The organism is Streptomyces sp. NPDC033131, assembly GCF_055578365.1.
Map to the genome: position 1 here is coordinate 1 of NZ_JBVIPA010000003.1, position 13892 is coordinate 13892.

Genomic DNA, 13892 nt, shown 5'->3' on the forward strand with positions numbered 1-13892 from the left:
CAACGCAGCCCGTAATCGGTTCACTTCATGCTTGTCCACACTCCCAACATGCTCTTGATCAGTGAGAACGCAAAGACCTAACGAAGCACTACTAGAGGACCCCTTCGGCCGCGACGGCGAGGGCCGAGCGCAGCGTGGTCACCAGCTCGGTCTCCGCGGTCCCGGGGTCGGCCGACGGGTCGGCGGTGCGCCAGGCGTGGTGCTCGACCGCGGCGCGCAGGGCCGCGTTGAACATCGCCGCACGGATCGTCGGCCGCAGGTCCTCGGGGGCGAGCCCGGCCCGGTCGGCCAGTGCGCGGGCGAACGCCGGCTCGGCCTCGTCGTACGTCCGGAGCCAGACGGCGCGCAGTCCGGGCTCGGTGCGGGTGAGCCGGACGAGGGCGCCGACGGTGGCGCGGGCGGGGCCGCCGACCGGACCGAGCTCCTTCGCGAGCGTCCGGTCGAAGAGTTCCTCCAGCGGCTGACCCGGGAGCCGGTCCCGCAGACAGGCGGCGATCACGTCGATGCCCTGGGAGAACAGTGGCCGGACGCAGCTCTCCTTGCTCGGGAAGTAGCGCCACACGGTCCGCGCCGAGACGCCGACCGCCTGTCCGATCTGCTCACCGGTGGTCGCCGTGACGCCCTGGGCGACGAACAGGTCCACCGCGGCCCGGGCGATCTCCAGCCTGATCTCGGCCTTGCGCTCCTCGGTCAGGGGCGGTCGTCCCGTGCGGACGCCAGGGGCGGTCATCGGTACCTCCGGCTGGGTGGCGGTCCCTCTCCGGGATTCTCTGCGCCGAGTTTATGTCACTCACGGACATGAAGTCGTAGGGTGAGGACGCACCGGGCAGCTCACCTTCGAAACAACTGACAGGAGCCCCACATGGTCGGCGGATTCGACGGACGCAGCGTCATCGTCACCGGGGCGGGCTCGGGCATCGGACGGGCCGCCGCACTGGCCTTCGCCGCGCAGGGTGCGCGCGTCGTGGTGGCGGACCTCAACGCCGAGGGCGCTCAGCAGGCGGTCGAGGAGATCGAGCGGGCGGGCGGGAGCGCGGTCGCCGTCACCGGCGATCTGAGCGAGCAGGCCGTCGTCGACCAGGTGACCACGGCCGCCGTGGAGCGCTTCGGCGGGGTCGACGTCCTGGTGAACAACGCCGGGATCATGGACCGCATGTCGGCGCTCGCGGACGTGAGCGACGCGGAGTGGGAGCGGGTCATCCGGGTCAACCTCACCGCGCCCTTCCTGCTCACCCGCGCGGTACTGCCGCACATGCTGGCGGCCGGCAAGGGCTCCATCGTGAACACCGCCTCCGAGGCGGGCCTGCGCGGCAGCGCGGCGGGCGCCGCGTACACGGCCTCGAAGCACGGGATGGTGGGGCTGACGAAGAACCTCGCGGTCATGTACCGCAAGCAGGGCATCCGGGCCAACGCCATCGCGCCGGGCGGTACGGCGACCCACATCGTCGTGGACGTCGAGCAGGGTGCCCACGGGCCGACGGCGCTCGGCCCGCACTTCGTCAACCTCGGCCGCGTCGCCCGGCCCGAGGAGCAGGCCGCCGCCATCGTGTTCCTCGCCTCGGACGCGGCGAGCAACATCAACGGCGTGATCCTGCCGGTCGACGACGGCTGGTCCGCGGTCTGACGACGCACCGCCGGGTGGGCACCGGGTCGCGAGACGGTCACCGGTCCGCACGGACCGCGGAGACGGGCCGTCACCGACTGCGGACGAACTGCCGCGCCAGCCGCTCCCCGACCATCACGGCGGCCGCGTGGTTCTCGATGGGCGCCACCCGCGTGTCCTTGAACACGATGTAGGTGACGCCGGAGTCGGTGCCGCCGGCACGCGGGTCGGGGCGGATACCGAGGGCCTTGGCGGTGGCGTAGGACGCCTCCCCGATGAGGTCGCGCGGGCCGACGTCGCCGACCACCGCGTAGCGCACGCGGTCGCGGTGGACGACGGCCGCGACCGATCCGCCGCGCACTCCGTCGTCGCCGTGGTTCCAGATGCGGCTCGGGCCGGGCACCACGATGTACGGGAGCCGTTCGGCGTCCAGGTGTCGGCCGTCGGACTGCGGATAGGCCGTGGCGTTGGAGAAGAGCGGGTCGCTGCGGCGGTTGCAGCGGCGGCCGGCCCGGCCGTCGCAGTCGATGTCGAGGTCGGCCCGCCAGAACACGGCGTCCCGGGTGCCGCAGACGGGTGTGCTCGCGGGCCTGCCGTCGTCGCTGCGGTAGCGGCCGCGGGAGACGGGGACGCAGTCACGCACCTTTGCCAGCAGGTCGGCGGCTCGGACGTCGCCCGCGCTCCGCGACACCCGCTCCTCCCGGACGACGCGGGGCTCGGCGGCGGGCACCGCGACCGGCGTGGTGGCGGGCGGTGCCGTCGGGGCGAGGAGGGCGGCGCCTGCCGCGGCCAGCGTCAGTGACTGGGCACGCACGATAAGAACCTCCTGGGAGGCGTTGACGGACACTCAGCCCAATCTGACGCCGTGTCGATCACGCGGCCACCGTTGGGGGGCCGGACGGAGCACGTCTTCGAGTGGCCGACAAGGGCCGGGAGCCCGGGTCCCCGAAGGACTCCGGCCTCCCGGCCGCCCGCGCCGGCGCGGGATCAGCGACGACAGCGGCCCGCGCGGCGGCGTGAACCGCCCACTCTGCAGGGGGAGTTCAGCCGCGAGGGCGTTCAGCATACGAAACGTCCGAGGGGCCGTCGCCGACACCCCCGAGGACGGCCGCCGGCGGGCGGTCGCCGAATGCCGCCCGCCCCACCCGCCCTCTTGATGTGCTCACGCCAGCGCGCGATATTGGTCCGGACCAATACCCGCCAGGCCCTCCGGGAGACAGCCGTGCGACGCGTTCCCGTCCCCGCTTCCCTGCCCCGTCGCCTCACGCTCTGCGGAGCGCTCGCGCTGATCGTGTCCTGCGGAGGGGACGGGACGGCCGACGGCGAGAGCGGCCGGCCGCCCGCGGCACCGACGGGCGTCACCGCCACCGCCGGCAGTGCGACGAGCGTGCACGTCATGTGGAACGCGCTGTCGGCGGATGCCGGCCCCGGCGTCGGCGCCTATGAGGTGTATCGCGACACCACCAAGGTCCAGGAAATACCGGGTTCGCGGCACATGGTCGACGTCACCAGGCTCAGGCCGTCCACCGTGTACGTCTTCACCGTGCGGGCGAGAGACACCGAGGGGCGCCTCGGGCCCCGCAGCCAGGAGGTGCGGGCGACGACTCCGACGGTCGTGGCGGCGGACCGCTCGGCCCCGACGCGGCCGGGCAGTCTGCGGGGCCGAGCGGCCGGAAGCCGGGCGGTCCAGCTGTCCTGGGCCGCCTCGACGGACGACCGGGCCGTGGCGTCGTACGACATCCACCAGGGCACCACGAAGATCCACAGTGTGGGCGGGAACCAGACGGCGACCGTGGTCACGGGGCTGCGTCCGGGCACCCGCTACTCCTTCACCGTGCGGGCGAGGGACGCGGCCGACAACGTCTCCCCCGCCGGCGCTCCGCTGCGCCTCACCACAGCGGGCACCGACGACGGGCGGGACACGGCTCCCACCGGCTTCGAGGCGACGACCCGGCACGCCGACGGGGCGTACCACCTCGACCTCGCCTGGGTGCCGCCACGCACCGGCGGGACGGTCACGGAGTACCAGGTCCACCTCGACGGCCGCCCCGCCACCTCGCTGGTGTTCGGCGGGTCCGCGCCGCGCGACCGGGCGACGTACGTCTTCTACCTGGGACGGGAGGCCGGCGTCAGCCATCGGGTGCGGATCCGGGCGAAGCTGCCGGACGGCACCTGGGGAGGCTTCTCCGCGGAGCGGACGGTGACCACGGGGGCCACCCCGCGGCCGTGACAACCGCTACCGCCTCCGCTCCCACCGCGGCCGGACGACGGAACGCGTCACCCGACCGGACGCCGTCCGCATGCGGGACGGGCCGTGGGCACGTTGGCTTCCCGTTGAGGGCAGCACGGGCGTTCCCGATCCTCGGCGGCGCAAGGGATGTACCGCCAACCGTGCCGCCGGAGGAACAGGTCCATGGACACTACTCAGCTTCTGCTCCGCTCCGGCCTGACCGTGGCAGCCGCCGCGCTGCCGCTCGCCCTGACCGCCACGCCGGCTGCCGCCGGCCCGGGGATCTCCGTGAGCACCACCGGGTCCACGGTCTCCGTCACGACCAGCGCCTGCACGCAGGTCAACGGCAACTGGGGCACGGCCTCACTCCTGAACAGCAGCCAGGCGACCTTCGCACAGGGCCGCCAGGTGTCACTGTCCGGGACGAGCAACCTTCAGTCGGCGGCCTGGTCGAGCGTGAGCGCGGGCACCTACACCGTCATCGTCCGCTGCGCGGACAACAGCACCGCGGGCACCCAGTCGGTCATCGTGACCCCCGTGTCCACTCCCACGGTCTCCGCCACGGCCACGCCGTCGCGGGGTGTCATGGGCGGCGTGGGCGGCGCCACGAAGGACTACGGCACGCTCACGCTGATCGCCGGAGGAACCCTGGTGGGAGCGGGCGCCCTGGCCACCGCCTGGTTCCTGCGCCGCCGCTCGAAGCCCTACCGGCTCTAGGGAACTCGATCCGCCGGACAGGCCCTAGGCATCCGATCCGTCGGACTGGCCCTGGCCGAGCCCCTCTTGGAGAGCGGGCAGTTCCGCCAGGGCCTCGGTGAGCCACTGCGTCCAGAAGGTCTCCAGTTCGATGCCCGCGCGCAGGACCAGGTGCTGCAGCCTGGCCTGCGCGCTGTCGTGGCCGGGCGGGAAGTCGCGCTGCTCGATCTGTTCGTACTCGGCCAACTGCAGCCGGTGCAGGTCGAGATGGCGGCGCAGGTCGGACTCCAGACCCGCGGTGCCGACGACGGCCGCGGCGCGCAGGCGCAGGAGCAGCGCGTCGCGGTGCGGCTTGGGGTCCTGCGCCGCGGCCGTCCACCGACCGAGTTCGGCGCGGCCGGCGGGCAGGACCTCGTAGCTCTTCTTCTGCCCGCGCGCCGGCTGCTCGGCGGGCAGCGCCCTGATGTAGCCCTCGGCCTCCAGTTTTCCCAGCTCGCGATAGATCTGCTGATGCGTCGCCGACCAGAAGTAGCCGATCGACCGGTCGAACCTACGGGTCAGATCCAGGCCCGACGACGGCCTTTCGAGCAGGGCGGTGAGGATCGCGTGCGGGAGTGACATGGGGTCATCCTAGGGAGGCCGTCGTACGGCCTTAGGGGTCCTTTCACTATGAGCGTCCGATCAGGTCGCGTGGTCTGGTGCCGTGCATCGCAAGGCGCCGGAGCGGCCTCGATGGGGGTCCCCCCGCGCGAGGTTGTTCGAGCGTGGGGGAGGAGCCACGTGGGCGTTTCGGCAACGCGGCGAGGTGCGGTGCCAGGCCGCGCGACCCGGACGGGCATAGTGAAAGGACCCCTTACAGGTTGCTGAAGTCCGGGCCCTTGGTGCGGGTGCGCTTGATCTCGTAGAAACCGGGGATCGAGGCCACGGCGAGCGTGCCGTCCCACAGCCTGGCGGCCTCCTCGCCCTTGGGCGCCGGGGTCACGACCGGGCCGAAGAAGGCGATCTGCTCGCCGTCGGGGCCGGGGACGGCGATGACCGGGGTGCCGACCTCCTGGCCGACCTTGTCGATGCCCTCCTTGTGGGAGGCGCGCAGCTCGGCCTCGAACTCGAAGTCCTTCTGGTCGGCGTACTCGATCAGGTCGGCGGGCAGGCCCGCGTCCGCCAGGGCCGCCGCGATCGCCTCTTCGGTGGGGCCCTCGCCCTGGTTGTGGAAGCGGGTGCCGAGGGCGGTGTAGAGGGGGCCGAGGACGTCGGCGCCGTGCTTCTGCCAGGCGGCGGTCGCCACCCGCACCGGCTTCCACGCCTTGGTCGCGAGCATCTCCCGGTACTCCTCGGGGAGTTCGTCGATCCTGTCCTCGTTCAGCACCGCGAGGCTCATGATGTGCCAGCGCACCTCTATGTCGCGGACCTTCTCCACTTCCAGGACCCAGCGGGACGTCATCCAGGCCCAGGGGCACAGCGGGTCGAACCAGAAGTCGACGGGCGTCTTGCCGGAGGTGCTCGCGGTCTCGGACATGGGGCTCCTTCACAAGGGGTCTTTCCGAGCTGCAACAGTGACCGGACCCCGCCCATTCCCTGCTGACCGGCGCCGGAGCCCGTGGGAGGATCAGCCTGTCCGCATACTGAACACCACCTGAGGGAGTGCCGCCCGTGCCCGGTGAGAATCTGTCCCGCGACGAAGCCCGGGAGCGGGCCGCCCTGCTGTCCGTGGACGGCTACGACGTCCGTCTGGACGTCCGCTCCGCCGTCGGCGACGAGACCGCGGACGGGCCGCGCACCTTCCGGTCCGTGACCACGATCCGCTTCCGGTGCGGCGAGCCCGGCGCGTCGAGCTTCGCGGACCTGATCGCGCCGAGTGTGACCGCCGTCTCCCTCAACGGCAAGGACCTCGACCCAGGCGAGGTCTTCGACGGCTCCCGGATCCTCCTGGAGGACCTGGCCGCCGAGAACGAGCTGGTCGTCGACGCGCGGTGCGCCTACTCCCGGACCGGTGAGGGCCTGCACCGCTTCGTCGACCCGGAGGACGGCGAGGTCTACCTCTACACCCAGTACGAGCCGGCCGACTCCCGCCGCGTCTTCGCCAACTTCGAGCAGCCGGACCTCAAGGCGCCGTTCCGCTTCGAGGTACGGGCGCCCGAGGAATGGACGGTCTGGAGCAACGGCCTGGGCGAACAGACCGACGGGATCTGGCGGTTCGCTCGGACCCAGCCGATCTCGACGTACATCACGTGCGTGGTGGCGGGCCCGTACCACTACGTGACGGACGCCTACTCCCGGGTCCTGGACGACGGCACGACCCTGGACATCCCGCTCGGCGCCATGTGCCGCAAGGGCCTGGCCCCCTACTTCGACGCCGACGACGTCTTCCTCGTCACCAAGCAGGGCCTGGACTTCTTCCACGACCACTTCGACTACCCGTACCCCTTCGGGAAGTACGACCAGGCCTTCGTCCCCGAGTACAACCTCGGCGCGATGGAGAACCCGGGCCTGGTGACCTTCCGCGAGGAGTTCATCTTCCGCGGCAAGGTCACGCAGACGTCGTACGAGGGCCGGGCGAACGTCATCCTGCACGAGATGGCGCACATGTGGTTCGGCGACCTGGTCACCATGGAGTGGTGGGACGACCTGTGGCTCAAGGAGTCCTTCGCCGACTTCATGGGCGCCTTCGCCCTGGTCGGCGCGACCCGTTTCACGGACGGCTGGATCACCTTCGCCAACCGCCGCAAGGCCTGGGCCTACCGGGCCGACCAGCTCCCCTCCACCCACCCCGTCACCGCCGACATCCGCGACCTCCAGGACGCCAAGCTGAACTTCGACGGCATCACGTACGCCAAGGGCGCGTCGGTGCTCAAGCAGCTGGTGGCGTACGTCGGGCAGGACGCGTTCCTCGAAGGCGCGCGGCGCTACTTCAAGCGGCACGCGTACGGCAACACGCGCCTCGGCGACCTGTTGTCGGTGCTGGCGGAGACCAGCGGCCGGGACATGGGCGCGTGGTCGCGGGCGTGGCTGCAGACGGCCGGGGTCAACTCGCTGACCCCGCAGGTGCTGCTGGCCCCGGACGGCCGGGTCGACGAGCTGGCGGTGCTGCAGGAGGCGGCGGAGTCGCACCCCGAGCTGCGCCCGCACCGGGTGGCGGTGGGCCTGTACCGGCGGTCCGCGTCCGGGGCGCCGGAGCGGTACGCGCGTGCCGAGGTGGACGTCGACGGTCCGCGCACGGTCGTGACGGAACTGGCCGGTTCAGAAGCACCGGACCTGGTCCTGGTCAACGACGACGACCTGACGTACTGCAAGATCCGCTTCGACGAGACCTCGCTGGAGACCCTGAAGGGTCACCTGGGAGACATCACCGATCCGCTCGCCCGCGCCCTGTGCTGGTCGGCGCTGTGGAACATGACGCGGGACGCGCTGCTGCCGGCGCGGGACTTCGTGGAGCTGGTGCTGCGCTTCGCGGGCCGCGAGTCCGGCATCGGCGTCCTGCAGATGCTGCACGCGTGGGCCAACTCGGCGCTGGTCAACTACGTGGCGCCGGCCTGGCGGGAGACGGGCGGCCGGCTCCTCGCGGAGGGCGCGCTGCGGGAACTGCGGTCCGCCGAGGCGGGAAGCCAGCACCAGCTGGCCTGGGCGCGGTTCTTCGCGACGGTGGCGTCCGGCGCGGACGACATGGAGTTGCTGCGTGGCCTGCTGGACGGCACGGCCGACATCGACGGCCTGGAGGTGGACCAGGAGCTGCGCTGGGCGTTCCTGCAGCCGCTGGCCGCGCACGGGGTCGCGGACGAGCGGGTGCTGGCCGCCGAACTGGCCCGCGACAACACGGCGTCCGGCAAGCGCCACCAGGTCCGCTGCCTCGCCGCCCGGCCGTCGGCGGCGGTCAAGGCGCAGGCCTGGGCGCAGCTCGTGGAGTCCGACGCCCTCTCCAACGCCCTGGTCGAGGCGACCCTCGCGGGCTTCGCCCAGCCGTCCCAGCGGGAGCTGCTCGCGCCGTACGCCGAGAAGTACTTCGCGGCGATCGAGCGGGTGTGGGCGGAGCGCTCCATCCAGATCGCCATGCACGTGGTCGAAGGGCTGTTCCCGTCCCTCCAGCACTCGCGGCAGACCCTGGACGCGACGGACGCGTGGCTGGCGGCCAACGAGGACGCGGCGCCGGCGCTGCGGAGGCTGGTGCTGGAGGCACGGGACGACCTGGCGCGGGGGCTGCGGGGACAGGCGTGCGACGCGGGAGCGGCCGGCTGACGAGCTCCGGCCCACGACGGGGCATTCCGTGACCGTTACGAAATTCAGGCAATAGGAGCCGTAACCCCTGGTCCCACCCGAATGGACCAGGGGTTTCCCTGCCCACTCGGCATCCGAACATGTGTCCTTTAGTTCTGCCTTGTCCGAGTTTGTCGACGAGCGTGTAACAGCGGTTAGCGGCCCGGCCGACTGCGGGAATCTGCACGCCATGAACCACAACACCCCGCTCCCGTCGGCTTCGCCGGTCTCCCCCCGCCCGCTGCGTCACCTCTCCGAGGTGCACCGTCGCGTCCTGACGGCCGCTCAGCTGCGCTCGCACGGCGTCGGGTCGGCCGAGACGAACGAGCAGTGCCGCCCGGGCGGCCCCTGGCAGCAACTGCTCCCCGGCGTCTTCCTGCTCCACCCCGGCCCGCCGGCCAGCGAGGAGCGGCTGCACGCGGTGCTGATGTACGCGGCGAAGGAGCGGGCGGCGGGCGTCCCGGCCCAGCCGGGAGCGGAGGAACCGCACCGGCCGGTGTACACGGAGGTGATGATCACCGGCCTGGCCGCGCTCACCCTGCACGGCTTCTCCGCCACGCCCCCGCTGACGGCCCTGGACCGGATCGACGTCCTGGTCCCCCGCCTGCGCCGGCTGCGCTCGACGGGCTGCGCCCACATCGTCCGCACGGCTTCCCTGCCCGCGCCGGAACAGGTCGCCGGCCTGCCGGTCGCCCCGGTCCCGCGCGCCCTCGCCGACGCCGTGACCGCACTGACGGACGCGGACGCCGTCCGCCGCCTGCTGACCGAGGCGGTGCGCGCCGGCCACTGCGAACCCGCTTCGGTGGTACGCGAGTTGAACAACGCCAAGCTGCTGAGCCGCCCGCACGTGGTGGACGCGGTGGACTCTCTCCTCGCCGAGGGCCGGGCCATCGCGGAGGGCCGCCTCTACACGATGGTGCGGGAGTACGGACTTCCCGACCCGGTCTGGAACGTGGACCTGCGCCTGCCCGGCGGCCCCCACCTCGGCGGCCTGGACGCGTACTGGCCCGGGCAGGCGGTGGCGGTGGAGCTGGACACCCGCGCCCCCCGCCAGGACGACGACGCCCTGTGGTCCGAGTGCGCCCGCAAACGCGAGCACCTGGAGCGGCTCGGCATCACGGTCGTCCACATCACCCCGAGGAAGCTCCGGGACACCATGGAACAGCAGGCAGCGGTGGTCCGCACGGCCCTGATGGCATCCGGCGACCGCGATCCGGCCGCCTACGTCGTGGTGCTGCCCGGGCAGTGACGGACCGGGGCGGAACCAGGAGGGAAGAGAGGGGGAGGAGAGGAGCCGCGGGGAGAAGAGGGCCTGCCGGTTGCGCCCGGCGGCCCCTCCTCGTCACTTGCCGCAGTACTCCGCCTCCAGCACCGCCTCGCTGTCCCCCGCCCAGTCCCCGTTGAAGTTGAAGGCGAGCGCGTGGCGGCCGTTCGCGGTTGTGGTCGCCTCCGACGACGAGCCGTGGATGCCGCCGCCGTGGCCCCACACGTGGACGCCACAGCTGAGCTTGCGGTCGATCAGGCCGAGGCCGTAGCCGGCGTTCGGGAAGATCTCCGGTCGGACCGTGGTCTTCATGGCCTTCAGCTGCTCGGCAGGGAGCAGGTCGCCTCGGAGCAGGGCCGTGTAGAAGCGGTTCAGGTCGGTCGAGTTGGAGATCATGTCGCCGGAGCCGTAGGCCAGGGAGGGGTTCAGTTCCGTGACGTCGTACGTCGGGCCGGTCGCGGTCTCGGCCAGCTTGCCGTAGGCGCGGCCGCTGGGCTGCGGGAGGGTCGGGCGGGTGCCGGGGACCGAGGTGGCGCGCAGCTTCAGGGGGGCGACGATGCGGTCGTGGACCTCCGCGCCGTAGGGGCGGCCCGTGGCCTTCTCGATGACCAGGGCGGCCAGCGCGTAGTTGGTGTTGGAGTAGTTCCAGGACGTGCCCGGCGCGAAGTACGGCTGGTGGGACATGGCGATCGCGATCAGGTCCTGGGGCGTGCTGTCGTCGTAGCGGTGCTTGAGGAAGCCGTCCTTCAGGAAGTACGTCCGTACGAAGGTGTCGTCGTCCGTGTAGTTGAAGATGCCGCTGGTGTGGTTCAGCAGCTGGCGGACGGTGATGCGGCGGCCGTCGTGGCCGTTTCCGTGGACCAGGCCCGGGAGCCATTTCTCCACCTTGTCGTCCAGCGACAGCCGTCCCTCCGCCTCCAGTTGGAGCAGCACCGTGGCGACGAAGGTCTTGGTGATGCTGCCCACCCGGTAGTGGTCCTGCGGCGAACGCGGCTTGCCCGTCTTGAGGTTGCTCACGCCCGCGGTCGCCGACCAGGTGCCGCGAGCGTCCTTCGCCGTGGCCGTCACGCCGGGCACGCCGTCCGCCACCGCGGCCTCGATCGCCTTGCGGGTCGCGTCGTGCCGGCCGCCGGTGCCGGCGGGTTCCGCGGCGATCGCGGGGGCTGCCAGGGCTGCCGTGAGGGCCACTGCCGTCGCCGCCACGAGGGTCGTCCGTACGATCATGTCTGTCTCCCCGTTGTCGTCGTTCCGCCCGGCGTCGCTTCATCGGTGCGTCGCTTCGTCGAGCGGGGTCGGGGGGACAGACCCGGGGCGGTACGCGAGGGTTGAGGACCACCGCTGCGGTTGAGCCGGTTTCAGCCCTTTTTGAGCACCAGCTCCGTGTTCCGGTCCTTCGACTCTCCGGCCAGGTCCGTCCGGGCGCCCGGCGCGTTGTAGGAGAGCTCGCGGTAGAGGGCGGCCAGGCCGGTCTGGGAGAGGTCGCTGAAGTCCGTGCGGTGGGGGGCGGTGGACTCGATGCAGGTGGTGAAGATGGAGAGGGTGCCGTCCTTGTTGTCCACCAGCTCGATGACGCGGGCGAGCTGCGGGTAGTCGACGTGGGAGGCGGTGGAGATCTCCCAGAAGGAGCGGCCGTCGGGGGCGGAGTGCGGGGTGATGTCGTTGCGGTGGATGTGCCCGTTCACCCAGGCGAGGACGTTTGCGTGGCCGCCGAGGAGGGCGACGACCTCCTGGCCGGTGTGCCGCCGCTCGCCGGGCCGGGCCGGGTCGGGGCGGGTGTTGGTCATCGACTTACTGGTGTGGTGACTGAAGACGACCGCGTACGAGTCCTTGTTGTCGCGCAGTGTCTTGTCCAGCCATTTCAGCTGGGCCGTCCCGATGGAGCCGTTGTAGTGGCCGCCCGCGTCGGTGGTGTCGAGGCTGATGCCGATGACGTCCTCGGCGATGCGGAAGCTGTAGTACTGCGTACCGGCGTCGACGTTGGCGGAGGAGTAGCCGTGGCCGACCGGGCCGACTCCCCGGTAGGCCGGGTCGAGGTGGGCCTTGAGGTAGTCGGCGGCCGTGTAGGGGGCGCGCTTCTCGTCCGGCGTGATGGAGCGCATGTCACGGACGTGCGCCTTGAGGAAGTCACGGAACGCGGTCCCCTGCGGGTCCCGGGCGTTCTTGATGGCGTCCTGGAGCTTCTTCGCCTCGGACGCGGACACACTCATCAGCTTCTTGCCGCCGATGGCGTACTGGGCGAGCCAGGAGTCGCCGTGGCCGTAGCAGCCGAGCGGCAGGGAGTCGTGGTTGCCGACGGTGGAGTACCAGGGCAGGTTGAGGCCGGGACTGTTCAACTCCCGTACCGCAGCGGCCAGGAACCCCTCCAGCTGCGGGAAGCCGAGCTGCTTGTCGGTGTCGCGCACGCTCGCGTCGGGCTGCCAGTACTGCTTGAGGCCGCTGTTCTGGACGCCCTCGTAGCGGCGCGGGTCACCGGAGTCGGGGGTGATCCGGCCGCCGCTCATGACGGTCAGGAACCACTCCAGCTCGGTCTTCGCGTTGTTGTCCGTGTTGTCGCCGGTCGTCATCGCGAAGTGCAGCGGGGCGCCGGTGACGGGGGCGCCCCGCAGCGCGTTGACCCGCTCCACCAGCGAGACCGCGCCGTGCACGGTCAGCGCCTCGTGCGGCCGCCAGGCGTGCACGTCGGCTGAGCGCAGGTACTCCAGGCGCATCGGGTGCTGGGCGTCGATCAGGTGCAGGTCGGTGAGTTGCACGAACGCGGCGAGGGTGGTCCGGCGTCCGGCCCGGCCGGTCTTCGGCGCGCCGAGCTCGACCCGCAGCCGCCGCTTCCAGCCGGGTCCGTCGCCGAGGCGCCGGTAGCCGGAGCCCGTACGCGGGGCGGCAACGGAGGCGAGCGTGGTGCCGCGGGTGTAGGGCGCGAGGGGCGCCGCGGGTGCCATGCGGGACTGGGCGACGGGCGCCCCTTCGGCACGGGTGCCGGTGGCGTTGGTGGCCGCCCGGCTGTCGGTGGGCCGCAGGGCGTAGCCGACGCCCCCGGAGACGGTCACGGCCGCGGTGGCGGCGAGGACGGTACGGCGGTTGATCCCCAGCGCGGAGCTGGCGACAGAGCGTGTGCGCGACATGGCGCGATCTCCCCGAGTGCGAACTGCGTCGGCAGTGGTCGCGGGTGATCGCAGCCAGGTCCTGACGCGAACTTCCCGCTCTCACTGGATCGTTGGCACTGGGGGTGACCTGCGCGTGAACGAGGCCGCAACGCGCAACGCCGATCACCGTACGTGGATCTTGGACTACCCTACGCGTCCACGACCGCTCCCCGGACGGCCCGGAGGCGGTTACTCCGTGTTCATCTGCCCGGGTAGAGGAGGCGTTTGCGCAGTCGGCCGAAGGTGCCCGCCGGCGGGCCGCTCGCGCCACAGGCGCAGCCCGATGTCGACCAACGACACCCGGTGCAGCGCGGGCACGGCGTCCAGGTCGTGCCAGTCGGCCATGTCGGTGGAGCCGCCGACCTCGTAGCGCAGGTCGCCGCCGGTGACCCTGCCCTCGTAGACGAGCCGTACACCGTGGTCGTCGACGGCACGGCCGAAGCGGCGGGGGAAGACCCGGCGGGACGAGTCCACGCCGAGCAGGCCGGTGACCTCGATGCGGTATCCGGTCTCCTCGGTCACCTCGCGCAGGACGGTGTCGTGGGGGTCCTCGCCGTGTTCCATGCCGCCGCCGGGCAGGACCCACTCGGGCGGGCCGCCGTCCGGTGCCGGGGAGCGGGAGAGCAGGAGTCGTCCGTCACGGACACATATGGCGTAGGCCGCCACCCTCAACTTCCTTCGCATCACGGGACGTTAACCCGGAGCGCCAAC

The 13892-nt window shown here is 71.8% G+C and carries 12 protein-coding genes; 5 read left to right on the forward strand and 7 right to left on the reverse strand.

Going from position 1 to position 13892, the window contains the following annotated elements:
• Positions 1–91 precede the first annotated feature (91 nt).
• A complete protein-coding gene (locus tag ACZ5XS_RS05310) occupies positions 92–730 on the reverse strand; it encodes a TetR/AcrR family transcriptional regulator (protein WP_468647963.1) in 639 nt (212 codons plus the stop codon).
• A 132-nt stretch (positions 731–862) separates the two neighbouring features.
• Here ACZ5XS_RS05310 and ACZ5XS_RS05315 point away from each other — a divergent pair, with 132 nt between their 5' ends.
• A complete protein-coding gene (locus tag ACZ5XS_RS05315; protein WP_468647965.1) occupies positions 863–1624 on the forward strand; it encodes an SDR family NAD(P)-dependent oxidoreductase in 762 nt (253 codons plus the stop codon).
• A 70-nt stretch (positions 1625–1694) separates the two neighbouring features.
• Here ACZ5XS_RS05315 and ACZ5XS_RS05320 read toward each other — a convergent pair whose 3' ends face one another.
• Positions 1695–2417 (reverse strand): glycoside hydrolase family 75 protein, encoded by a 723-nt coding sequence (locus tag ACZ5XS_RS05320; RefSeq protein ID WP_468647967.1) that lies wholly within the window; start codon positions 2415–2417, stop codon positions 1695–1697.
• A gap of 408 nt (positions 2418–2825) precedes the next feature.
• Here ACZ5XS_RS05320 and ACZ5XS_RS05325 point away from each other — a divergent pair, with 408 nt between their 5' ends.
• Both ACZ5XS_RS05325 and ACZ5XS_RS05330 read left to right on the forward strand, forming a co-directional pair.
• The gene (locus ACZ5XS_RS05325) at positions 2826–3833 is read left to right on the forward strand and encodes a fibronectin type III domain-containing protein (RefSeq protein ID WP_468647969.1); all 1008 of its coding nucleotides are present in this window, start codon (positions 2826–2828) and stop codon (positions 3831–3833) included.
• 183 nt (positions 3834–4016) lie between these two features.
• Positions 4017–4550 (forward strand): hypothetical protein, encoded by a 534-nt coding sequence (locus ACZ5XS_RS05330; protein ID WP_468647971.1) that lies wholly within the window; start codon positions 4017–4019, stop codon positions 4548–4550.
• 24 nt (positions 4551–4574) lie between these two features.
• On the opposite strand, the gene ACZ5XS_RS05335 is transcribed toward ACZ5XS_RS05330, so the two are convergent.
• Both ACZ5XS_RS05335 and ACZ5XS_RS05340 read right to left on the reverse strand, forming a co-directional pair.
• Complete coding sequence (locus ACZ5XS_RS05335; RefSeq protein ID WP_468647973.1) at positions 4575–5150, reverse strand: PadR family transcriptional regulator; 576 nt, start codon at positions 5148–5150, stop codon at positions 4575–4577.
• A gap of 232 nt (positions 5151–5382) precedes the next feature.
• Positions 5383–6045, reverse strand: a complete 663-nt coding sequence (locus ACZ5XS_RS05340) for a mycothiol-dependent nitroreductase Rv2466c family protein (RefSeq protein WP_468647975.1) — start codon at positions 6043–6045, stop codon at positions 5383–5385.
• A 134-nt stretch (positions 6046–6179) separates the two neighbouring features.
• On the opposite strand from ACZ5XS_RS05340, the gene pepN reads away from it, so the two are divergent.
• Entirely contained in the window at positions 6180–8759 is a 2580-nt protein-coding gene (pepN, locus tag ACZ5XS_RS05345) for an aminopeptidase N (protein WP_468647977.1), read from the forward strand.
• Positions 8760–8967: 208 nt separating this feature from the next.
• On the forward strand, positions 8968–10026 hold the full coding sequence (locus ACZ5XS_RS05350; RefSeq protein ID WP_468647979.1) for a hypothetical protein: 1059 nt from the start codon (positions 8968–8970) through the stop codon (positions 10024–10026).
• 93 nt (positions 10027–10119) lie between these two features.
• On the opposite strand, the gene ACZ5XS_RS05355 is transcribed toward ACZ5XS_RS05350, so the two are convergent.
• The 3 genes from ACZ5XS_RS05355 to ACZ5XS_RS05365 all read right to left on the reverse strand — a co-directional run bounded on the left by ACZ5XS_RS05355 (position 10120) and on the right by ACZ5XS_RS05365 (position 13865).
• The gene (locus ACZ5XS_RS05355; protein ID WP_468647981.1) at positions 10120–11265 is read right to left on the reverse strand and encodes a serine hydrolase domain-containing protein; all 1146 of its coding nucleotides are present in this window, start codon (positions 11263–11265) and stop codon (positions 10120–10122) included.
• Positions 11266–11396: 131 nt separating this feature from the next.
• A complete protein-coding gene (locus ACZ5XS_RS05360) occupies positions 11397–13160 on the reverse strand; it encodes a TIGR03767 family metallophosphoesterase (protein WP_468647983.1) in 1764 nt (587 codons plus the stop codon).
• A 210-nt stretch (positions 13161–13370) separates the two neighbouring features.
• The gene (locus ACZ5XS_RS05365; RefSeq protein WP_468647984.1) at positions 13371–13865 is read right to left on the reverse strand and encodes an NUDIX hydrolase; all 495 of its coding nucleotides are present in this window, start codon (positions 13863–13865) and stop codon (positions 13371–13373) included.
• Between the last annotated feature and the right edge of the window lie 27 nt (positions 13866–13892).